The organism is Micromonospora sp. URMC 105, assembly GCF_051386295.1.
Lineage (GTDB): Bacteria > Actinomycetota > Actinomycetes > Mycobacteriales > Micromonosporaceae > Micromonospora.
The window spans coordinates 1-20,345 of sequence record NZ_JBPQTL010000006.1; the positions used below are offsets into that span (position 1 = coordinate 1).

General features: G+C 73.3%; 18 protein-coding genes and 1 pseudogene. 9 read left to right on the forward strand and 10 right to left on the reverse strand.

Going from position 1 to position 20,345, the window contains the following annotated elements; translation table 11 throughout:
• The coding region (locus tag ACSNN7_RS03675) for a cellulose binding domain-containing protein (RefSeq protein WP_436679113.1) at positions 1–1,607 on the forward strand (1,607 nt) is incomplete at its 5' end.
• Between the two features lie 15 nt (positions 1,608–1,622).
• Here ACSNN7_RS03675 and ACSNN7_RS03680 read toward each other — a convergent pair.
• Positions 1,623–2,294, reverse strand: a complete 672-nt coding sequence (locus ACSNN7_RS03680; protein ID WP_436679114.1) for a DedA family protein — start codon at positions 2,292–2,294, stop codon at positions 1,623–1,625.
• Between the two features lie 200 nt (positions 2,295–2,494).
• Complete coding sequence (locus ACSNN7_RS03685; RefSeq protein ID WP_436679115.1) at positions 2,495–3,109, reverse strand: DUF1349 domain-containing protein; 615 nt, start codon at positions 3,107–3,109, stop codon at positions 2,495–2,497.
• A 94-nt stretch (positions 3,110–3,203) separates the two neighbouring features.
• On the opposite strand from ACSNN7_RS03685, the gene ACSNN7_RS03690 reads away from it, so the two are divergent.
• Positions 3,204–4,847, forward strand: a complete 1,644-nt coding sequence (locus ACSNN7_RS03690; RefSeq protein ID WP_436679117.1) for an alpha-amylase family protein — start codon at positions 3,204–3,206, stop codon at positions 4,845–4,847.
• A gap of 69 nt (positions 4,848–4,916) precedes the next feature.
• Here ACSNN7_RS03690 and ACSNN7_RS03695 read toward each other — a convergent pair whose 3' ends face one another.
• Positions 4,917–8,663, reverse strand: a complete 3,747-nt coding sequence (locus ACSNN7_RS03695; RefSeq protein ID WP_436679118.1) for a S8 family serine peptidase — start codon at positions 8,661–8,663, stop codon at positions 4,917–4,919.
• A 243-nt stretch (positions 8,664–8,906) separates the two neighbouring features.
• Between ACSNN7_RS03695 and fabG the strand changes: the two genes are divergently transcribed.
• Positions 8,907–9,665 (forward strand): 3-oxoacyl-ACP reductase FabG, encoded by a 759-nt coding sequence (fabG, locus tag ACSNN7_RS03700; RefSeq protein WP_436679119.1) that lies wholly within the window; start codon positions 8,907–8,909, stop codon positions 9,663–9,665.
• Between the two features lie 115 nt (positions 9,666–9,780).
• Here fabG and ACSNN7_RS03705 read toward each other — a convergent pair whose 3' ends face one another.
• Both ACSNN7_RS03705 and ACSNN7_RS03710 read right to left on the reverse strand, forming a co-directional pair.
• Entirely contained in the window at positions 9,781–10,197 is a 417-nt protein-coding gene (locus tag ACSNN7_RS03705; RefSeq protein WP_436679120.1) for a hypothetical protein, read from the reverse strand.
• Positions 10,190–10,585: a hypothetical protein gene (locus ACSNN7_RS03710; protein ID WP_436679122.1), complete on the reverse strand. Its 396-nt coding sequence runs from the start codon at positions 10,583–10,585 to the stop codon at positions 10,190–10,192. The genes ACSNN7_RS03705 and ACSNN7_RS03710 overlap by 8 nt, the downstream gene beginning before the upstream one ends.
• Before the next feature lie 170 nt (positions 10,586–10,755).
• Here ACSNN7_RS03710 and ACSNN7_RS03715 point away from each other — a divergent pair, with 170 nt between their 5' ends.
• The 4 genes and pseudogenes from ACSNN7_RS03715 to ACSNN7_RS03730 all read left to right on the forward strand — a co-directional run bounded on the left by ACSNN7_RS03715 (position 10,756) and on the right by ACSNN7_RS03730 (position 13,608).
• On the forward strand, positions 10,756–11,655 hold the full coding sequence (locus tag ACSNN7_RS03715) for a Gfo/Idh/MocA family protein (protein ID WP_436679123.1): 900 nt from the start codon (positions 10,756–10,758) through the stop codon (positions 11,653–11,655).
• Between the two features lie 466 nt (positions 11,656–12,121).
• A complete protein-coding gene (locus ACSNN7_RS03720) occupies positions 12,122–12,244 on the forward strand; it encodes a hypothetical protein (RefSeq protein ID WP_255540576.1) in 123 nt (40 codons plus the stop codon).
• A gap of 322 nt (positions 12,245–12,566) precedes the next feature.
• Positions 12,567–13,358 (forward strand): annotated as a pseudogene (gene erm / locus ACSNN7_RS03725) (ErmE/ErmH/ErmO/ErmR family 23S rRNA (adenine(2058)-N(6))-methyltransferase); the annotation flags it as partial.
• A gap of 91 nt (positions 13,359–13,449) precedes the next feature.
• Complete coding sequence (locus ACSNN7_RS03730; RefSeq protein ID WP_436679125.1) at positions 13,450–13,608, forward strand: hypothetical protein; 159 nt, start codon at positions 13,450–13,452, stop codon at positions 13,606–13,608.
• Between the two features lie 27 nt (positions 13,609–13,635).
• On the opposite strand, the gene ACSNN7_RS03735 is transcribed toward ACSNN7_RS03730, so the two are convergent.
• A complete protein-coding gene (locus tag ACSNN7_RS03735) occupies positions 13,636–13,827 on the reverse strand; it encodes a DUF2795 domain-containing protein (RefSeq protein ID WP_334449009.1) in 192 nt (63 codons plus the stop codon).
• A 153-nt stretch (positions 13,828–13,980) separates the two neighbouring features.
• Between ACSNN7_RS03735 and ACSNN7_RS03740 the strand changes: the two genes are divergently transcribed.
• Complete coding sequence (locus tag ACSNN7_RS03740; protein ID WP_436679127.1) at positions 13,981–15,237, forward strand: erythromycin esterase family protein; 1,257 nt, start codon at positions 13,981–13,983, stop codon at positions 15,235–15,237.
• 25 nt (positions 15,238–15,262) lie between these two features.
• Here the strand turns inward: ACSNN7_RS03740 and ACSNN7_RS03745 are convergent, their stop codons facing one another.
• The 3 genes from ACSNN7_RS03745 to ACSNN7_RS03755 form a co-directional block, all read right to left on the reverse strand.
• Positions 15,263–17,446, reverse strand: a complete 2,184-nt coding sequence (locus tag ACSNN7_RS03745) for an MMPL family transporter (protein ID WP_436679128.1) — start codon at positions 17,444–17,446, stop codon at positions 15,263–15,265.
• A gap of 13 nt (positions 17,447–17,459) precedes the next feature.
• Entirely contained in the window at positions 17,460–18,020 is a 561-nt protein-coding gene (locus ACSNN7_RS03750) for a TetR/AcrR family transcriptional regulator (protein ID WP_436679130.1), read from the reverse strand.
• A gap of 77 nt (positions 18,021–18,097) precedes the next feature.
• Positions 18,098–18,709 carry a PadR family transcriptional regulator gene (locus ACSNN7_RS03755; protein WP_436679131.1) on the reverse strand — a complete coding sequence of 204 codons (612 nt, stop codon included), beginning with the start codon at positions 18,707–18,709 and terminating at the stop codon, positions 18,098–18,100.
• Between the two features lie 57 nt (positions 18,710–18,766).
• On the opposite strand from ACSNN7_RS03755, the gene ACSNN7_RS03760 reads away from it, so the two are divergent.
• Complete coding sequence (locus tag ACSNN7_RS03760; RefSeq protein ID WP_436679133.1) at positions 18,767–20,014, forward strand: FAD-dependent oxidoreductase; 1,248 nt, start codon at positions 18,767–18,769, stop codon at positions 20,012–20,014.
• Here the strand turns inward: ACSNN7_RS03760 and ACSNN7_RS03765 are convergent.
• A complete protein-coding gene (locus ACSNN7_RS03765; protein WP_436679135.1) occupies positions 19,968–20,336 on the reverse strand; it encodes a winged helix-turn-helix transcriptional regulator in 369 nt (122 codons plus the stop codon). The genes ACSNN7_RS03760 and ACSNN7_RS03765 overlap by 47 nt on opposite strands.
• Positions 20,337–20,345: the final 9 nt, after the last annotated feature.

Genomic DNA, 20,345 nt, shown 5'->3' on the forward strand with positions numbered 1-20,345 from the left:
CGCCCACCCCCGGGCGGACCCCCCACCACAGGTCCCTGGAGGCCACCGTGAAACTCCGCTCCCCACGCGTGGCGACGTTCGCCGTCGCGCTCGCCGCCGCCCTGGTCGCGGCCACCGTCGTGGCTCCACCGGCCGCGTCCGCCGCCACCGCCGCCTTCGTCCGCACCTCCAGCTGGGGCAGCGGGTACGAGGCCAAGTTCACCGTCACCAACGACAGCTCGGCCAGCATCAGCTCCTGGAACGTGCAGTTCGACCTGCCCGCCGGCAGCTCGCTCGGCACCTTCTGGGACGCCCGGCTGACCACCTCCGGCCAGCACGTCACCGCGGTCAACCAGTCCTGGAACGGCACCCTCGCCCCGGGCGCCAGCACCTCGTTCGGCTTCGTGGTGAACGGCACCGGCGACCCGGTGAACTGCACGGTCAACGGCGGCGCCTGCACCGGTGGCGGCGGCAACCCGTCCGCCCCGGCCACCCCCGGCGGCCTGCGGGTCACCGGCACCACCGCCTCGTCGATCGCGCTGGCGTGGAACGCCGTCGGCGGCACGGTCACCGGCTACCGGGTGTACGAGGGCTCGGCCGTCCGGGCCACCCTCACCGGCACCGCCACCACCCTCAGCGGGCTGGCCGCCTGCTCCGCGCACAGCTACACGGTGGCCGCGTACAACTCCTCCGGTGAGTCGGCGAAGTCGGCGCCGGTCTCCGCCACCACCACCGGCTGCTCCGGAGGCACCGCCGGAATGGCCGTCGCGCCCTACCTCTACCCGGGCTGGGGCGACCCGCCCGCGCCGTCGACGGTGATGGGGGCGACCGGGGTCAAGTGGTTCACCATCGCGTTCATCCTCTCCAGCGGCGGCTGCACCCCGGCCTGGGACGGCACCGGCTCGCTCACCGGCGGCGTGCACGCGAGCACCATCGCCGCGATCCGGGCCGCCGGCGGTGACGTGATCCCGTCCATCGGCGGGTGGAGCGGCAACAAGCTCGGCCCGAACTGCTCCTCCGCGGCCGCGCTGGCCGGGGCGTACCAGCAGGTGATCAACGCGTTCGGGCTGAAGGCGATCGACATCGACATCGAGAACAGCGACGAGTTCGAGAACGAGGTGGTGCAGGACCGGATCCTCGGCGCGCTGAAGATCGTCAAGCAGAACAACCCGGGGATCAAGACGATCATCACCTTCGGCACCTCGACCACCGGGCCGAACTACTGGGGTACCCGGCTGATCAACCAGGCCGCCGCGCTCGGCGCGAACATCGACACCTTCACCATCATGCCGTTCAACTTCGGCGGCGGCGCGAACATGTACCAGAGCACGGTCAACGCGGCCGAGGGGCTGAAGAACGCGCTGAAGACCGCCTTCGGCTGGTCGGACGCCACCGCGTACGCGCACATGGGCATCTCCGGCATGAACGGCCTCTCCGACCAGCAGGAGCTGACCTCGCCGGCCACCTGGACGCAGATTCGCGACTGGGCGAAGGCCCGCAACCTGTCCCGGTTCACCTTCTGGTCGGTCAACCGGGACCGCCCCTGCCCGGGCGGCGGCGTGGTTGCCCACTGCTCCGGCATCGCCCAGAACACCTGGGAGTACACCTCGATCACCGCGAAGTACTGAGCGGCGGCGTCGCGGTCAGCGACCGGCGGTCACCGACTGCCGGTCGCGCCGCGCCCGCCGCTTGCGGATCTTCTTGACCACCCAGCTCACGATCATGACCGCGAAGACCGCGAAGATCGCGTAGTTGAACCAGCTGCTGTAGCGGTCCACGTCCTCCCACCGCGAGCCGAGCGCGAAACCCAGCCCCACGATCAGGCTGTTCCACACCCCGCTGCCCAGCGTGGTCAACAGGACGAACTCACCCAGCGGCATCCGGTTCGCCCCGGCCGGGACCGACACCAGGCTGCGTACCACCGGCACCACCCGGCCGATCAGCACCGCCCACCGGCCGTACCGCTCGAACCACCGGTCGGCCTTCTCCAGGTCGTCCCGGTCGACCAGCGGGAGGTGGTCCAGCCAGCGCTTCAACCGCTCCTCGCCGAGCGCCGCGCCGAGCCAGTAGAGCACCAGCGCGCCCAGCAGCGAACCCGCCGTCGCGGCCAGCACGATCACCACCAGGTGGAACCGGCCCTCGCTGGCCAGGTAGCCGGCCATCGCCAGCACGACCTCGCTGGGGATGGGCGGGATGATGCTCTCCAGGGCCACCAGCAGCGCCACCCCGACCGCGCCCAAGGAGTCGATGACGCTCGCCACCCACCCGGTCAGCCCGGTGAACTGGTTCGGGTCGACGTTCTGGGCGAGAGCCATGGGCGTCCTTCCGAGAGCTGCCGGGATCGGACAGTGGTACCCGCGCAACCCGTCCCCACACCTGCCGGTGACCCGCCCCACTGACCATCCGCTCAGCGCGACCCGTCCGGGCGCCGGCACCCCTGTCCCGCTTTGCGGCGTGTCGGGGTGTCCGGCGCCGAGGAGAGCCCGACCCGCCGCAAACCGGGGGGCGGGGGCGGTCAGTGCGCCGGGTGCACCGCGGTGTCGGCCGGCCCCTGCCGCCAGCCGGTGAACCGGACGGCGAGCCCCGCCCGCAGCGGCGCGCAGCAGAACGGGCCGGCGGTGGCCTCGGCCGCCGGGTCCAGCGGGGCGAGCCGAACCAGCCGCCACGGCTCCTCGTCCACCCGGGCCCGGACGGTCAGCGCGTCGCCGGCCCGGCTGACCCGGACGGTCACCTCCCGCCCCGCCCACTCCGGCACCGGCGCCAGCGACCAGTCGGAGAACTCCCGGGTCACCACCGCGCCGAGCTGGAGCTCACCGTCGCTCAGCTCGACGCCGGTCTTCACCCAGGTGCGCTCGTCCACCCGGACCAGCACGCCGGCCTGATCGAACTGCCCGGTGAGGTCGAGGGTGAAGCTCACCTCCATGGCACTGCCGACCGGCAGCGGCGCGAGCAGGGCCGGCCCGTTGTCGTGTACGAAGCCGTAGCTGGTCCGCCGCCAGAAGTCGCTCTCCGCCGCCGGCTCGACCACCAGCTCGCCCGCCGGGCCGTGCTCGGCGCGCACCGGCGGGTGCAGCCAGGCGCCCCGCGCCCAGCCCAGAGGTTCGCTCGGCGGTACCAGTCCGGTCTCCATGATCGGCACCGTACCCGTCGAAGCCGGGCCGGGGCGGCCCGACCGCGCGCCGGCCGGGTTTGCCGCGGTGATCGACCGGAGATGTTCATCCGGCATGGGTGACCGTTGGTATTCCGAGGCCGTCGTCTACTGCCTCGACATCGACACGTACGCGGACTCCGACGGCGACGGGGTCGGTGACATCCAGGGGCTGATCGGCCGGCTGGACTACCTGGCCCGGCTCGGGGTCACCTGTCTGTGGCTGCACCCGATCCACCCGTCGCCCAGCAAGGACGACGGGTACGACGCCACCGACTTCTACAACGTGGACCCCCGCTTCGGCACCCTCGGCGACTTCGCGGAGCTGCTGCACCAGGCGCAGAACCGGGGCATTCGGGTGATCATCGACCTGGTGGTCAACCACACCTCGGACGAGCACCCGTGGTTCCAGTCCGCCCGCTCCTCGCCCGACTCGCCCTACCGGGACTGGTACGTCTGGTCCGACACCGAGCCGGACGACCGGCGCCAGGGCATGGTCTTCCCCGGCGAGCAGAACGAGACGTGGAGCTACGACCGCACCGCGAAGGCGTGGTACTACCACCGGTTCTACAAGTTCCAGCCGGACCTCAACTTTGCCAACCCGAAGGTCCGCGCGGAGATCAAGAAGATCATGTCGTTCTGGCTGCAGCTCGGCGTCTCCGGCTTCCGGATGGACGCGGTGCCGTTCATCATCGAGCTGACCGAGCCGGGCAACCCGAACTCGCCCAAGGACTTCGAGTTCCTCACCGAGATGCGCCAGCACGTGCAGTGGCGGCGCGGCGACGCGGTCCTGCTGGCCGAGGCGAACGTCGAGCCGGACCAGTTGCCGACGTTCTTCGGTGACTCCGGCGGCTCGGGCAACCGCATCCACATGCTCTTCGACTTCATGCTCAACGGCCGGCTCATGCTGGCCCTGGCCCGGCAGGACCCGGAGCCGGTGATCGAGGCGCTGCGGGACACCCCGACGCTGCCCGTCGGCGGGCAGTGGGCCACCTTCCTGCGCAACCACGACGAGATCGACCTCTCCCGGCTCACCGCCGAGCAGCGCAACCAGGTGTACGCCGAGTTCGGCCCGGACGAGGACATGCGGATCTACGACCGGGGCATCCGGCGCCGGCTCGCCCCGATGCTCGGCAACGACCGCCGCCGCCTCGAACTGGCGTACGCGTTGCAGTTCTCGCTGCGCGGCACGCCGGTGCTGCGCTACGGCGAGGAGATCGGCATGGGCGAGGACCTGTCGCTGCCCGGCCGGGAGGCCATTCGTACGCCGATGCAGTGGTCGTACAAGCCGAACGCCGGGTTCTCCACCGCCGACCCGGAGAAGCTGGTCCGGCCGGTGATCGACAAGGGCGAGTTCAGCTACGAGAAGGTCAACGTGACTGCCCAGCGCCGCGACCCGAAGTCGCTGCTGTCCTGGTTCGAGCGGATGATCCGTACGCTGCGCGAGGCCCCGGAGATCGGCTCCGGCTCGACGACGCACATCGACGTACCGATGCCGGCCGGGGTGCTGGCGCACCGCGCCGACGGGCCGACCGGGACGATGGTCTTCCTGCACAACCTGGGCACCGACGACGTCGAGGTCGACCTGAGCTCGCTCGCCGCCGAGGCGGACCTGCCGACCGACGTCCTCGCCGACCGGGGGTACGGCGAGGTGGGCAAGCTCGACCGCCTCAAGCTGGCCGGCTACGGCTACCGCTGGATCCGGCTCTGCCGGGGCTGACCACGGCCTCGCCGGGTCCCGTCCCGGGGTGACGTCCGGCCGGACGCCACGCGCCGGTAGGGGCAGCGGTCAGCGCACGCCGAAGGCGCGGATCACGGTCTGCTCGACCGAGTTGCCCGCGCGGTCCGTGGCGCCGGCGCGCAGCGACAGGTACGCCGCGCCCTCCGGCGCCGTCAGGTGCGCGGTCCAGGCTCCGTCCGGCGTGCGCTCCAGCGACTGCTTCCGCCAGTGCCCGCCGTCGTCGTACGAGATCTCCAGCGTGACCGGCCCGATGCCGCCGGAGCCGGTGACCCCGGGCAGGTGCGCGGCGGAAACGGTCAGGTCGGCCCTGCCCTTCGCCGTGCCGATGGCGTCGGTGTCGACCGTGTAGTCGAGCTGGAGCAGCGGCAGCACGGTCGACTCGACCCCGGCCGGCGCCTTGGAGCGGAACCGCCACTGGGTTTCGGTGCTGGTGGAGTACGGTCCGGCCGCCGGGTCCTGCCGGGTCCGCACCGCCAACCGGTACGGCAGGTCGGCCGCGTCCGGGGCGGTGCCGCTGATCCAGGTGCTGCTGCTCTGGCCGAGCAGCGTGTCCCCCTGGTACAGCTGGTTGGTCTGCTCGGCCGCGTTCAACGCCATGCCGACGTGGTCGGCCCCGCCCCACCCGGGCACGTCCAGCCTGAGCGAGTCACCGGACCGGGTGGGTAGCGTGAAGTTGTCGTTCAGGTGCGGCCGTTCGATCGGGGTGAAGAACCGCTCCTCGTCGTGGCTGCCCGCCCGGTAGCTGCGCCGGGTGTCGAGCTGGTACGTACCGGACTCGAGGTACGCCTCCTGGCCCCACCGGTACCGCTCGCCGGTGGACACCCAGTCGGTGCGGACCGCGGCGAGCGGCCGGTTGCTGGTCCGGCCGATGCCCCAGTCCGAGTACGACGGCCAGTCGAACCGGAACTCCCCGCCTCGGGCCTGCGGGGTGGGCAGGGCGAAGCCGACGTCGATCCGGGCCAGTGTCCTGCTGGTCTCGGTCCGGGTCAGCTCGCTCGGGATCCGGTTGTGGTACGCCTGGACCAGGTCGTACAGGTATTCGGCGACCGGCTGCGAGGCCACCTCCACCTTCGTCGGCCCGCTGCGGATCTGCCGGATCAGCGCCTCGCCCTCGTCCGTGCTGAGCAGCGCCACCTCGATCGGGGTGGGCGTGGAGAAGTCGACGGAGTAGTCGCGCACCTCGCGCCACGGGTGGTCGTTCACCACCAGCATCAGCTTCGCCCCGGCCGCGGTCGCCGCGGCGGCCTGCGCGGAGTCGCCGACCTCCTGGTTGTGCCGGACCACGACCACCTTGCCCCGGGCGTCCAGGCCGGCGTAGTCGCTCGCCGCGCCGTTGCCGGCGAAGACGGCGGGCAGCGTCCACCGGCCCTTCGGCAGCTGGGTGGTGCCCTGCTGGCGGACCACGTCGTCGAAGTCGACCTTCGTGGTGCCGACCCGCAGCACCGGCTGCTCCTTGCGCCAGCGGGCGCTGACGTGGAAGTCGCCGTGCGTGACGTCGTGGCTGGTGGGCTGGGCCCAGAAGCTGTCGTAGAAGACGCCGCCCTCGAGGAACGACCGCCAGCGGCCGTCCCCCCGGGACCGGAAGTAGTCCAGCCGGGCGAACGTGTCGGCGGTCGGCTGCGGCACCAGTGACTGGAGCCGGCGCGCCGCCGCGCCGTCGAGCCGGACCGTGGTGTCCGCGCGCAGGTCGATCTCCGGGTCGCCGAGCAGGGCCAGGCCGAGCGAGTTCGGCCCGTGGCTGCCGGTGACGTTCAGGAACGTCATCGCCGAGTAGACGCCCTCGGGCAGGTACAGCTGTGCCGTGCCGTCCGCGTCGGTGTCGACGAAGTCCGGCCCGTGGCTGCCCGGCTGACCCAGCTCGACGGTGCCGGCGGTCGGCCGGCCCGCCCGGTCGGTCAGCTCCAGCGTGAGCCGGTGGTACGGGGTGAACGTGCCGAGGCCGATCGCGGTGCGGGTGAGCACGGAACGGTCCGGCCCGGTGGCGACGAGCTGACCGGTGTACCGGCTGCCGACGGCGGCCCGGGAGGTGTCCGTGGTCAGGGTGACCGTGGCGGTGCCGTGGGCGGGCACGGTCAGCTGCCCCGTGGAGAGGGCGAACAGTCCGGCCGGCGCGGTCGGGGCGTCCACCGTCAGGTCCAGCGTGATCGGCGCGCCGGTGGTGTTGGCGTACGTCACCGGACGGGTGCTGCCGCCCGCCTTCGCCGTCTCGTACCGCACGCTGGTGTACGCGGTGCCGGTGGCGACGATCGGGGCGCGTACCGCCGCGGCGACGTCGACCCGGCCGGTGCCGGCCTGGTACGCGTCGTACTGCGGGGTGGCCTTCGTCGTGCTGACCAGGGCGTCCTTGAGCTGCTGACCGGTCCAGTCCGGGTGCTTGGCGGCGAGCAGCGCGGCCGCGCCCGCCACGTGCGGCGCGGCCATCGAGGTGCCGTCCAGGCTCTGGTACGCCCCCTCGCCGGGCGCGTACCGCGAGCGGGCCGCGAGGACGCCGACGCCGGGCGCGGTCAGCTCCGGCTTGATGGCCTCGTCGCTGGTCCGGGGTCCCTGGCTGGAGAAGGGGGCCAGGTGGTCGTCGGCGTCGACCGCGCCGACGGTGAGCGCGGCGTCCGCCGCGCCCGGGGCGGTCACACTGCCGGGCGAGCCGAGGTTGCCGGCGGAGACGACGAAGAGCGCGCCGGTCTCCGCGCTGAGCGTGTCGACCGCCTGGCTGATCGGGTCGGTGCCGTCGCTGGGCTGGCTCGAGCCCAGGCTCATGTTGACGATGTCGGCGTCGGCGTCCCGGACCGCCCACTCCATGCCGGCGAGGATCCAGGAGTCCAGCCCGAAACCGGCGTCGCTGAGCACCTTGCCGACGGCGAGCCGGGCGTCCGGGGCGACGCCCTTCTCCCGCCCGCCGGAGGCGGCGCCGGTGCCGGCGATCGTGGAGGCGACGTGGGTGCCGTGCCCGATCCGGTCGTCGAGCTGCTCGTCGGGGACGAACACGGCCGACTCGGCGATCCGCTCGGCGAGGTCCGGGTGCGTGGCGTCGACGCCGGTGTCGAGCACGGCCACGCGTACGCCCGCGCCGGTGTCGCCGCCGGCCCACACCTCGGGGGCGCCGATCTGCGCGGTGGTGGCGGCGAGGTCCGCGTGGACCCGCCCGTCCAGCCAGATCCGGGCGATCCCAGCGCCGAAGCGGCCGCTGCCGCCGCCGGCCGTGGTGGTCGACGTCCTGGCGGTGCCGGCGGTGACCGCGGCCCAGAACTCGTCGGCCCGTTCCCGGTCCTCGCGCAGCGCGGCACCCTTGATGCTGCTCAGCCCGCGGGTGCGGGTCGCCCCGGCGGGTACGGCGCCGGCGCGCAGCCCGGCCGCCGCGTCGGTGTACGACACGATCAGCGGCAGGTGATCGACGTCCGCGTCGCCGTACCCGTCGGCGATCAGGCGGGTGACGTTGAACAGCCGCTTGTCCAGGTTGCCGGCGGCCAGGTAGGGGAGTACGGACTGGGGGTAGACGTAGAGGTCGTCCCCGGATTCCACCACTCGCACCGGGGCCGGGGTGCCGTCCGGCCGCCGTACGTCGACGGTCCCGCCGTTCGCGGTGCGTCGGGTGGTGACCACGTCGCCGGTGATCAGGGTGACCGAGTGGGTGCCCGGCGGGGTGGGCAGGTCGGATGCGCCGGTCGGCGCTGTGGGAGTCGGGCGGGGGGTGGCCGCCGAGCCGGCGCCGGCGGCGAAGGCTGGTGAGCCTCCGGTCGCCGCCAGGGCCGCGGAGACCACGGCGGCCAGCCACGCTCTCCGGGATCGCGAGAACTTCACGTGATCATGTCCTTGCCTCGTCTGCTGCTTCAGTCGCCGACGGGTCGGCGACGTCTCCGGATGCCGTTGCCTGACCGGAACAGCAGGGCACCGGGCATCTGTCGGAGGACCAGACGGGACGGTACGCCGCGAAGATCATTTCGCATAGGAGTCGGTGCGGATCGACAGCCGGGTCAGGGCTGATGCGCGGCGGTGGGAGGGGGTTAAGCTCCATCGATCGAGCCAAGTTACCCGGAGGTAATCATGTCGGAAGAGCCTCGCGTCGCCATCGTCACCGGAGCCGCGCGCGGTATCGGCGCGGCCACCGCCCGCCGGTTGGCCGCCGACGGCATGGCCGTCGCCGTGGTCGACATCGAGGAGTCGGCGACCAAGGAGACGGTGGACGCGATCGCCGCGGCCGGCGGCCGGGCCCTGGGCGTCGGCGCGGACGTGTCGGACCGGACCCAGGTGGAGGCGGCCGTCGAGCGGGTCGCCGCCGAGCTGGGCGCGCCGACCGTACTGGTCAACAACGCCGGCGTGCTCCGCGACAACCTGCTGTTCAAGATGTCCGACGGCGACTGGGACACGGTCATGGGCGTACACCTGCGGGGCGCGTTCCTGTTCAGCCAGGCCGCACAGCAGCACATGGTCGAGCGGAAGTGGGGCCGGATCGTCAACCTCTCCAGCACCTCCGCGCTGGGCAACCGGGGCCAGGCGAACTACTCGGCGGCCAAGGCCGGTCTGCAGGGCTTCACCAAGACGCTCGCCATCGAGCTGGGCCCGTTCGGCGTGACGGTCAACGCGGTCGCGCCGGGCTTCATCGTCACCGACATGACCGCCGCGACCGCCGCCCGGATGAAGGTCGACTTCGAGGCGTTGCAGCAGCACGCCGCCGCCGAGATCCCGGTCCGCCGCCCCGGCCGCCCGGAGGACGTCGCCCACACCATCTCGTTCCTCACCAGCGAAGGCGCCGGCTTCGTCTCCGGCCAGGTCATCTACGTAGCCGGCGGCCCCAAGTCCTGACCCCTCCCACCCCCGTTGGAATGGCCACTCTTTCGGAGAAAGCGTGGCCATTCCGCGTTCCATGGCCACGCTTTCTCCCGAGAGTGCGGCCGAAGGTGGGCCTGGGGGCGGTGGGTCAGGTGGGGGAGTGACGGGTGCGGGCGAGCCAGAGGAGGCCGAGGATCGGCAGGACCAGGGGGATGTAGCCGTAACCGCTGCCGAAGTTGGACCAGACCGTCTCGTCCGGGAAGAGTTCCCGGTCGACCAGGCTCAGCGCGCCCACCCCGACGACCCCGATCAGCTCCACGGTGCAGCAGGCGAGCGCCACCCGCCGCCCGGCGTGACCGGCCCGGGCCAGCCCGACGGCGGCGACGATGTAGATCACCGCGGCCAGCGCGGAGAGCAGGTAGGCCACCGGTGCCTCGTCGAACTTCGTGGCGATCTGGAGCCCGGCCCGCGAGGTGGCGGCGATCGCGAAGAGCAGGTACACCGCGATCAGCAGCCGGCCGGGACCGGAATTCGTGGTGCGCGCGGGCGTCCCGGTCTCAACCACCGAGGACCTCCCAGGTCTGCTGGAGCCGGACCACGACCACGGGGGTGACCAGGCAGATCGCGCAGACGATCGCCGAGCCCCAGCGGGTCGGCTCCATCTTGGCCAGCACCCAGGCCAGCGGCGGCAGGCAGACCAGCGTCACCAGGTAGCCGAAGAAGGCGCCGGGCTCGCCCGGCCGCTCGCCGCCGCCGAGCGCGACCAGCGCCACCACGGCCAGCGCGAGCAGCGCCACCTCCAGCACCGCCAGGCCGAGGAACTGGAGACGGTCCGGCGCGCGGTGGCGCACCGCCGCGATCAGGCTCCAGAGCGCGAGTACGAGTGACAGCACGATCGTTGCCGTCGCGAGGATCCCGTCCACCGGCGAACCGGCTGAGGCTGCGCTGGTCATCGCGGGCACACCGTCGGAGTCTCGGTCACCGGCACAGCCTACTAAGCGTCGTAGTAATCGCCCCCGCCCCGGTCGCTCCGCCACGTCGGCTGCACCTGCCCCGCCGGGGGCGACTAGGTTGGATCACGGCCACGGCATCGCCGTGGCGGACGACGACTCCGGGGGTACTCGTGCTGCGGTTCGGCTTGTTCGGCACCGGTCACTGGGCGGCGGAGACGCACGCCGCCGCGATCGACGCGCACCCGCGCGCCGAACTGGTGGGAGTGTGGGGACGCAACCCGGAGCGCGCCGGCGAGCTGGCGAACCGGCACGGCGTACCGGCGTTCGACGACGTCGACGCGCTGCTGGACGCCTGCGACGCGGTGGCGGTCGCGCTCCCGCCCGACATCCAGGCGGACCTCGCCGTCCGCGCCGCCACCGCCGGCCGGCACCTGCTGCTGGACAAGCCGCTGGCGCTCACCCTGGCCGACGCCGACCGGGTGGTCGCCGCCGCCCAGCAGTCCGGGGTGGCCTCGGTCGTCTTCTTCACCCAGCGCTACCACCCGAACGTCACCGGCTTCCTCGCCTCGACCGCCGCGGCCGGCGGCTGGCAGCACGCGCGGGCGACCATGTTCGCCTCGATCTACCAGCCCGGCAGCCCGTACGGCGGCTCCCAGTGGCGGCGCGACCACGGCGCACTCTGGGACATCGGCCCGCACGCGCTGTCGATCATCCTGCCGGTGCTCGGCGGGGTCACCCGGGTCGCCGCGATGGACGGCCCGACCGGCCTGGTCCACCTGCTGCTCACCCACGACGGCGGGGCCACCAGCTCGATCTCGCTCACCCTGGACGCCCCGCAGGAGGCGGTGACCCGCGACTTCGTCTTCTTCGGCGAGAACGGCACCGAGTCCGTCCCGCCGGGCGACGGCAACGCGCTCACCGCCTTCGGCACCGCGATCGACCAGCTCCTGGAGGAGATCGACGCCGGCACCCGCGACCACCGCTGCGACGTGCGTTTCGGCCGGGAGGTGGTGGCGATCCTCTCCGCCGCCGAGGTCGCCCGCGCCCAGGGCCGCACCGTCGACGTCTGATCCAGGCCCACCGCGGCCGGCGCTCCCTGTCCCCTTCCGGCGGCGAGCCCGCGACCAGGCCGCACCGCCGGTAGCCCGGCGGCCGGGCGTGTCGGCGAATCCACGGCACCTGGGTTTCGAGCGATATGCCTGTGCGGCATATTTATGCCTCACAGGCATATCGCTCACCATGGCAGACGGGGGGCGGACGCTACTCGGAGTAAGCGACCCGGCGGCCCCGGCTCCGGGTCCCGGCCTCAGCCCCGGTCTTGGCCCCGGCCCGGCCCCGGGTCTTGGCCCGGCCCCAGCCCCGACGTCTGGCTCGCCGACGCCCGAACCCCGACGCGCGGCCTTCCGGACGCCCCGCGCTCCCGGCCTGACCGCCCGCCTCCCGAATACCGAGCGGCCAGGCAACGCCCGCACGGCGACGACGGGCGGTGACGGAAACCGCTCGCGGGGCGGGCGGCCCGGGGCTAGCCTGGCCGACATGTTCACGCATGCCCTGATCGACGTGGCCGCCGCGCCGGCCGTGCGGGGCCTCCTCCTGGTTGCCCGCCCGCGAGTCCGGCGCCCGGCCCTGGCCGGCCGGGACGCCCACCGCCGCGCCTGACCTGACCTCCGCGCCGCCGCCGACCGGTCCGCCGACTGGCCCGCCGACCGCTTCGCCGGTCGGTTCACCGACGGGTCCGCCGACCGGCGCACCCTCCGGTGCACCCATCGGTGCATCGGCCGGGCGGTGTGTCGGGTCACCACCGGTGCCGCCACGCCGCTGACCGCCGACTTCCGCGGTCAGCGGGCGGCGTCACGCCCGCGCCCGCGTCCCACGCCGAAATCTCCAGGGTCGTCCTAGTCCCGATCCCACTCGGACAGGCCCGCCCGTGCGCCCGCCTGTCCGTACCCGTCGCCGAGCGGCGACAGACAGGACGATCCCCGTGGCGCCCCGCCGAACCCGTACCACCGCACGCGACCGGACCCGTCGCGTACTGTCCCAGAACTTCCTGACCGACCCGGCCGCCGTCGCGCGGCTGGTCCGGGCCGCCCGACCCGGCCCCGACGACCTGCTGCTGGAGGTCGGCGCCGGGCGAGGTCAGCTGACCCGCCCGCTCGCCGCGCGCTGCGCGCGGCTGATCGCGTACGAGGTGGACCCGGCCGCCGCCGGGGAGCTGGCCGCCCTCGCCGCGCAACTGCCCCAGGTCAGCCACCGGCAGGAGGACTTCCTCGCGGCACCGTCACCGGACGAGCCGTTCTCGGTAGTCGGCAACATCCCCTGGTCGCTGACGGCGGCGGTGGTCCGCTGGTGCCTGGCCGCGCCCGGGTTGCAGGCCGCGACCCTGCTCACCCAGCTGGAGTACGCCCGCAAGCGCAGCGGCGACCACGGGCGGTGGAGCAGGTTGACCGTGCTCACCTGGCCGGAACACCACTGGCGGCTGGCCGGGCGGGTGCCGCGCACCGCGTTCCGGCCGGTGCCCGGCGTCGACGGCGGGATCCTGCGCGTCGAGCGCCGCCCCGCGCCGCTGCTGCCCCCGGCGGCGCTGCCGGCGTACCGGAGCATGGTGGAGCTCGGCTTCGGTGGCGCCGGCGGCTCGCTCGCGGCCTCGCTGCGCGCGGCCTATCCGCGCGTCCGGGTGGACGGTGCGCTGCGGGCGGCCCGGCTCGACCCGGCCACGCCGGTCGGGCTGGTCTGGCCGGAGCAGTGGCTGGTCCTGTTCCGCCTGCTGCACGCCCACGACCCGCGCGATCGGCACCCGTCCGGAGCGGTTCCGGCGCCGAATGCCTACCGTGCGGGCAGGCGAAGCGGACGAGAGGCTGTACGGGATGACCCACGGCGAGAGCGGCGGTGACCGGGCGTCGCCACCCGAGGGTGGCCCGCACCTGCGGGCGGTGCCGGAGGGCGCCGCCGCGCCGGACCCGCGCGCCGAGACCGACGGTCTGCTGCGCGCCGTCGCGCGCGGCGACGATGCGGCCTTCGCCTGACCGTCGCGGTCGCCTGAGCCGGAGCGGTCAGGCGAGCGTGCCGAGCGCCTCGTGCAGTTCGGCCGGGTCGTCGAACTGGTCGGCGGGCAAGGCCCGCAACATCTGCAGCATCTCCGTGCTGGCCCCGTTCTCCTGACCCCAGCGGATCAGGTCCTCGCGGGAGACCGGGTAGTCGAGCCCGGCCAGGTAGTCCTGCAACTGCGCCCCGGTGACGGTCATGGCGCCCGGCTACCCGCCCTGCCCGCCGGCACACCGCCGTCCGCCCGGAAACTGCCCGCCGGCCTGCCGGCCTGCCGGCCGACCGGCCCGCCGGCCCGGTCGGCCCCGGGCCTGGTCGCGGTTTGCCCGCCGACCCGCCGGGTAGCCGCGGACATGCTGGTTCAGCGGCTCGGCGCGCCGAGCGACTTCGACCCGTTGCTGGCGCGTGTCCGGGACGCCCGGGTGGTGATGATCGGCGAGGCCTCGCACGGCACCTACGACTACTACCGGCTGCGCGAGCAGCTCACCCGTCGGCTCATCGCCGAGCAGGGCTTCTCCTTCGTGGCCGTGGAGGGGGACTGGCCGGACTGCGACCGCGTGAACCGCTCGGTGACCGGCGGCCCGGGCGGCGCGGCGGAACCGCGGATCGCCCTGGAACGCTTCGCGCGCTGGCCCACCTGGATGTGGGCGAACGCCGAGGTCAACCGCTTCTGCCGCTGGCTGCGAGCGTGGAACATGGAACGCCCGGCGGGGGAGCGGGCCGGCTTCCACGGCCTGGACGTCTACAGCCTTTGGGAGTCCATGCAGGCCATCTTCGACTACCTGGGCGAGGAGGACCCGCACTCGCTGGAGGCGGCGCAGGACGCCTACCGGTGCTTCGAGCCGTACGGCAAGCGGGTCGAGGAGTACGGCGCGGCCAGCCGGTTCGTCTCCGCGCGCTGCGAGGAGGAGGTGGTGCGCCTGCTGGCGCGTACCCGGGCACACGCCGCCTCGGACGGCCCGGACGCCTTCGCGGCCTGGCAGAACGCGGAGGTGGTGGCCGGCGCGGAGCGCTACTACCGGGCGATGGTGCGGGGCGGCCCCGAGTCGTGGAATGTACGGGACATCCACATGACGGACACCTTGGACCGCCTGCTGGAGCACTACGGCCCCGACGCGCGGGGGATCGTCTGGGCGCACAACACACACGTGGGTGACGCCCGGGCCACCGACATGGCCGCCGACGGGCTGGTCAACATCGGCCAGTTGAGCCGGGAACGGCTGGGGCGGGACGCGGTCGCGCTGGTGGGCTTCGGCAGCTACCGGGGGACCGTCGTCGCCGCGCCGCGCTGGGGGTCGCCGGCCGAGGCGATGGTCGTGCCGCCGGCCCGGGAGGGGTCGGTGGAGCGGCGGCTGCACGAGCTGATGCCGGAGCGGGCGGTGCTGGTCTTCGGCGGTGAGGACCAGCCCGAGTGGGTCACCGGCACCGTCGACCACCGGGCGATCGGGGTGGTCTACGACCCGAGCTTCGAGTCCTGGGGCAACTACGTGCCGACCCGCCTGGGCGACCGGTACGACGCCTTCGTCTGGTGCGACGAGACCACCGCGCTGCACCCGATGCCCGCGCTGAGCGCCATGGGCGAGATGGGGACCTACCCGGCCGGCGTGTAGGCCGGCCGGGCAGGTCCGGCGCTGGTCAGGCGTCGACCGGCTCGCGGTCGAGGTGGGCGCGCAGCCCCTCGCCCTCGATGTCCACGTTGGGCAGTGCCCGGTCCAGCCAGCGGGGCAGCCACCAGGCCGTCCGGTCCAGCAGCGACATGACCGCCGGCACGATGGTCATCCGCACCACGAACGCGTCGATGGCGACGCCGATCGCGAGCGCGAAGCCCATCGACTTGATCACCGGGTCGTCGAGGAAGACGAAGCCGCCGAAGACCGACATCATGATCAGCGCGGCGGCGGTGACCACCCGTGCGCCGTGACCCATCCCGTTGATGGTGGCCTGGCGGGCGGTGTCGCCGTGCACGAAGTCCTCGCGCATCCGGGAGACCAGGAAGACCTCGTAGTCCATGGCGAGCCCGAACAGGATGCCGATGAGCAGGATCGGCAGGAAGCTGATCAGCGGCCCCGGGGTGTCCAGCCCGACCAGGTCGGCCAGGTGGCCCTGCTGGAACACCGCGACGGTGATGCCGAAGGTGGCGGCCACGGTGAGCAGGAAGCCCAGCGCCGCCTTGACCGGCACCAGGATCGAGCGGAACACCAGCATCAGCAGCAGGATCGACAGCCCGACCACCAGCAGCAGGTAGACCGGCAGCGCGTCGGTGAGCTTCTCGGAGACGTCGATGCCGATCGCGGTGACGCCGGTGAGCAGCACCTCGGCGTTGCCGATCGCGCCGACGCCGTCGCGGATGTCCTGCACCAGCGTCTCGGTGGCCGCGTCGGTCGGCCCGGTCTTGGGGATGACGCCGAGCAGCGCCGTCCGGCCGGAGGGGTCCACCTGCGGCGGGGCCACGGCCAGCACCCCCTCGGTGCCCTGGATCAGCGCGGTGACCTGCGGTACGGCCGCCGCGGTGTCCTGCGGGGAGTCCGAGGTGACCACCACGGCGAGCCGGCCGGTGAAGCCCGGCCCGAAGCCTTCGCGGACGATGTCGTTGCTGACCCGGGCGGCGCTGCCCTCGGGTGCGGTGGCCGCGTCCGGCAGGGCCAGCCGCATGTCCTGGGCGGGCAGCGCGAGCAGCCCGAGGCCGAGCAGGCCGACCAGGATGACGGGGATCCGCAGCTTGGTCACCCAGTGCGCCCAGCGGAACCCGAAGCCGGAGCGGTCCTCGGCGGGCGCGGTGCCGTCGGCGGCCGGAGCGGCCTGGGCCCCGCGCAGCTTGCGGGGGAGCACCTTGCGGCCGGCGAAGCCGAGCAGGGCCGGCTGGAGGGTGATCGCGACGAGCACCGCCACGGTGACGGTGCCGGCGGCGGCCAGACCCATCACGGTGAGGAAGGGGATGTTGACCACGGCCAGGCCGGCCAGCGCGATGACCACGGTGGCGCCGGCGAAGAGCACGGCGGAGCCGGCGGTGCCGACGGCCCGACCGACCGCCTCGTCCGGTTCCAGCCCTTCGAGCAGGTGCTGCCGGTGGCGGGAGGTGATGAAGAGCGAGTAGTCGATGCCGACGGCCAGCCCGAGCATCAGGGCCAGGATGGGGGCGGTGCTGGTCAGTTCGACCACGCCGCTGAGCGCGTACAGGCCGGCCATGCCGACGGCGACGCCGATCAGGGCGTTGAGCATGGTCATCCCGGCGGCGACCAGCGATCCGAACGTGACGATCAGGACGATCGCCGCGACCAGCACGCCCAGCGCCTCGGTGGAGCCGACCTCGGGCTCGGAGTTGAGCACCTCACCGCCGGGCGCGATCTGCCAGCCCTGCGCCTCGGCCTGCGCGCCGACCTTCTCGTACGCCGCACGCTGCTCGTCGGTGACCTCGTCGGCGCCCGTCGCGAACTGCACCTGCACCAGGGCGTACCGGCCGTCGGGGGAGAGCGCCTGGGCCTGGAACGGGTCGACGGCGCCGACCACGCCGGGCAGGGTCGCCGCCTCCTGCACGACCCCCTTGACCACGGCCTGGCCCTCGGGCGTGCCGAGCCCGCCGGGCGCGGGCGCCTTCACCGCGATGGTGCCGGTGGCGCCGCTGGCCGCCGGGAACCGCTCGGCCAGCAGGTCCAGCGCCTGCTGCGACTCGGTCCCGGGCATGGTGAAGTTGCTCGCCGTCGGGCCGCGCAGGGTCGCCGCGGCGAGGCCGAGGCCGACGAGTACGACGAGCCAGACGGCGACGACGAGTCGCCGGTGGCGCAACGAGGCCCGGCCGAGCCAGTACAGCAGGGTGGCCATCAGATCCTTGTCCTCATTCGGGGGTGGGTGGGTCGAACGGCGCCAACGCCCGGGTGGCGATCGCCAGCAGGGCGGGGCGCAATTCGTCGTCGGGCACGTCGACGAACTCGGCACACGCCTCCGGCACGCCGGACAGCACGACCATCGCGGCGATCCGGCCGCCCGGGCCGTCACCCGGGCCGGCGAGCGCGTCGAGGAGCCGTTCGGAGATGCGCTGGATGTGCGCGAAGGCCGGCTGCGCCAGCAGTTCGGGGAACTCGCCGCGCAGCAGCGCGATCTCCCGCCGGAAGCGGACCGCGAGGTCGACGAAGCCCTCGGCGGCGGTGCGCTGGGCGGCGGCGCCGTCGAGGGCGCCGATCCGCTCGTCGAGCCGGCGCAGCACCTCGATCGGCTTGGCCATCAGCTCGGCGAGCAGGGCTTCCTTGTTGGCGAAGTGGTAGAGCACGGCGGCCTTGGAACAGCCCACCTCGCGGGCGATGTCCTGCAACGAGGTGCCCTTGTAGCCGGTCACCGCGAACCGCCGGGCCGCGGCGGCCAGGATCTCGCCGTGGGTCTGCGGGGTGGTCCGTGCCATGCGTTCCAGCATGCCTGACCGATCGGTCAGAGTCTGACCGATCGGTCAGACGTGTCGGGTGGCATTCGCCACACCGGTCATCCCCGGTCGGCGTCCGGTGCGCCGGTCCACCCGGCCAGCCACTCGCCGGACCAGGTCAGCGTGCCGGCGCGCAGGTCGGCGGCGAGCCCGCGGACCCAGTCCAGCTCGGTACGCAGCAGCGCCAGCCGGTACTCGTCCTCGACCAGGAACAGCCGCGGCAGGTCCACCGTGGCGAGGACGGCTTCCCGTTCGCGCAGCCGCGCGGCGAGGGTGTCGGCGCGTCGTTCGAGCTGCCGGGCCGCCTCGGCGGGCGGCAGCAGCGGCAGGAAGGAGAGCGCGGCGGGGAACTCGGGGAACTCGCGTGCCGGGGTGGCGAGCGCCTCGACCAGCCAGCCGTCGAGGGTTCGCCGGCCGGCCTCGGTCAGCTCGTAGACGGTGCGCTCCGGGCGGCGCTCGTCGCGGGCGGTGTGGCTGACCCGGACCAGCTCGTCGCGCCGGAGGCGCTCGATGGCCTGGTAGATGCTGTTGCGCTGCGCGACGTTGACCACGTCCTGCTTCTGGCGCTCCTGGATGAGCTGCTGCATCCGGTACGCGTGCATCGGCGCCTCGACCAGGAGGGCGAGCACCATCATCGCCAGCGGTGAGTGGCGGTGTGCGCGGGCGGCCATGCCCTCACCTTAGGTGACGGTCTTCCTCGTTATAGTCATTCTATGTATAGTCATGACATGACTAACGCATTGATCGTCGGCGGTGGCATCGCCGGCCCCGTCGCCGCCCTCGCGCTGCGCCGCGCCGGCATCGAATCGGTGGTCTACGAGGCGTACGAGCGGGACGCCGTCGGGGTGGGGGCGTTCCTGACCCTGTCGGTCAACGGGCTGGACGCGCTCCGGGCGGTCGGCCTCGACGAGCTGGTCGCCGACCTCGGCCACCCCACGCCCCGGATGGCGATGTTCAACCACAAGGGCCGCCGGCTGGGGGAGTTCGGCACCAGCGGCACCCGCACCCGGGGACGGGGCAGCACCACGGTGAAGCGGTCCGACCTCTACCGGGCGCTGCGCGGCGAGGCCGTCCGGCAGGGGGTGCCGATCGTGCACGGCGCCCGCCTGGTGGCGGCCGAGCCGACCGGGGCGGGCGTGCGTGCCCGGTTCGCCGACGGCCGCAGCGCCGAGGGTGAGCTGCTGGTCGGCGCGGACGGGCTGCGCTCGCGGACCCGGCAGATCATCGACCCGGCGGCGCCCGCCCCCCGGTACGTCCCACTGCTCAACGCCGGCGGCTTCACCCACGGGCTGGGGCTGCCCGGCGAGCGCGGCGTGATGAACATGATCTTCGGCCGGCGGTGCTTCTTCTGCTGGATTCCGGTCGGCGACGACGAGGTCTGGTGGTTCGCCAACCCGCCCCAGCCCGACGAGCTGACCCCGGCCCAGCTCGCCGCGATCGGCCCGGACGAGTGGCGGGCCCGGCTGCGTGACCTTTTCGCCGGCGACGCCGGCCCGGCGCTGCGGATCGTCGACGCCACCGACCGGATCCAGTACGGCTGGCCCACCTACGACCTGCCGTCGGTGCCCACCTGGCACCGCGACCGCATGATCGTCATCGGCGACGCCGCGCACACCGCCGCGCCCTCCTCCGGGCAGGGCGCGGCGATGGCCTTCGAGGACGCCGTGGTGCTGGCGCAGTGCCTGCGGGACCTGCCCGACGTGCCGGCCGCGTTCACCGCGTACGAGCGGCTGCGCCGGGGCCGGGTGGAGCGGGTGGTGGCGCAGGGGAGGCGCACCAGCGGCACCAAGGTTGCCGGTCCGGTCGCCCGGGTGCTGCGGGACCTCGCCCTGCCGATCTTCGCCAAGCGGATGGCGAAGGACGACGGCGCCTCGCTCGCCTGGCTCTACGACCACCACGTCGAGTGGGACGCGCCGGTCGCGGCCGGAGTCACTGCTCCGCGTGCTCCCGGTCGTACGCGGCCCGCGCCTCGCTGATCGCCCCGCGGTGCCGTTCGGCCCACTCGGTGAGCGCGACCAGCGACTCGTAGAGCTCCAGGGCCATCGGGGTGGCGGTGTACTCCACCTTCGGCGGCACGGTCGGGTGCACCCGCCGGTGCAGCAGGCCGTCCCGTTCCAGGTTGCGCAGGGTGAGGGTGAGCATCCGCCGGCTGATCCCCTCCACCTGCCGTTCCAGCTCGGTGAAGCGGACCGGCCCGGTGGCGGCGGCCACCAGGATGCCGATGCTCCACTTGCCACCGACCCGGTCCAGTGCCTCGCGGACGGTGCAGGCGCGGGCCTGTTCCCGTCCAATGGACACACAGCTGTT

Coding starts and splice junctions, on each gene's coding strand:
- ACSNN7_RS03680 (WP_436679114.1), bottom strand. CDS start 2,294: ATGGCTCTCGCCCAGAACGTCGACCCGAACCAGTTCACCGGGCTGACC.
- ACSNN7_RS03685 (WP_436679115.1), bottom strand. CDS start 3,109: ATGGAGACCGGACTGGTACCGCCGAGCGAACCTCTGGGCTGGGCGCGG.
- ACSNN7_RS03690 (WP_436679117.1), top strand. CDS start 3,204: ATGGGTGACCGTTGGTATTCCGAGGCCGTCGTCTACTGCCTCGACATC.
- fabG (WP_436679119.1), top strand. CDS start 8,907: ATGTCGGAAGAGCCTCGCGTCGCCATCGTCACCGGAGCCGCGCGCGGT.
- ACSNN7_RS03710 (WP_436679122.1), bottom strand. CDS start 10,585: ATGACCAGCGCAGCCTCAGCCGGTTCGCCGGTGGACGGGATCCTCGCG.
- ACSNN7_RS03720 (WP_255540576.1), top strand. CDS start 12,122: ATGTTCACGCATGCCCTGATCGACGTGGCCGCCGCGCCGGCCGTGCGG.
- ACSNN7_RS03730 (WP_436679125.1), top strand. CDS start 13,450: ATGACCCACGGCGAGAGCGGCGGTGACCGGGCGTCGCCACCCGAGGGT.
- ACSNN7_RS03735 (WP_334449009.1), bottom strand. CDS start 13,827: ATGACCGTCACCGGGGCGCAGTTGCAGGACTACCTGGCCGGGCTCGAC.
- ACSNN7_RS03740 (WP_436679127.1), top strand. CDS start 13,981: ATGCTGGTTCAGCGGCTCGGCGCGCCGAGCGACTTCGACCCGTTGCTG.
- ACSNN7_RS03745 (WP_436679128.1), bottom strand. CDS start 17,446: ATGGCCACCCTGCTGTACTGGCTCGGCCGGGCCTCGTTGCGCCACCGG.
- ACSNN7_RS03750 (WP_436679130.1), bottom strand. CDS start 18,020: ATGGCACGGACCACCCCGCAGACCCACGGCGAGATCCTGGCCGCCGCG.
- ACSNN7_RS03755 (WP_436679131.1), bottom strand. CDS start 18,709: ATGGCCGCCCGCGCACACCGCCACTCACCGCTGGCGATGATGGTGCTC.
- ACSNN7_RS03760 (WP_436679133.1), top strand. CDS start 18,767: ATGACTAACGCATTGATCGTCGGCGGTGGCATCGCCGGCCCCGTCGCC.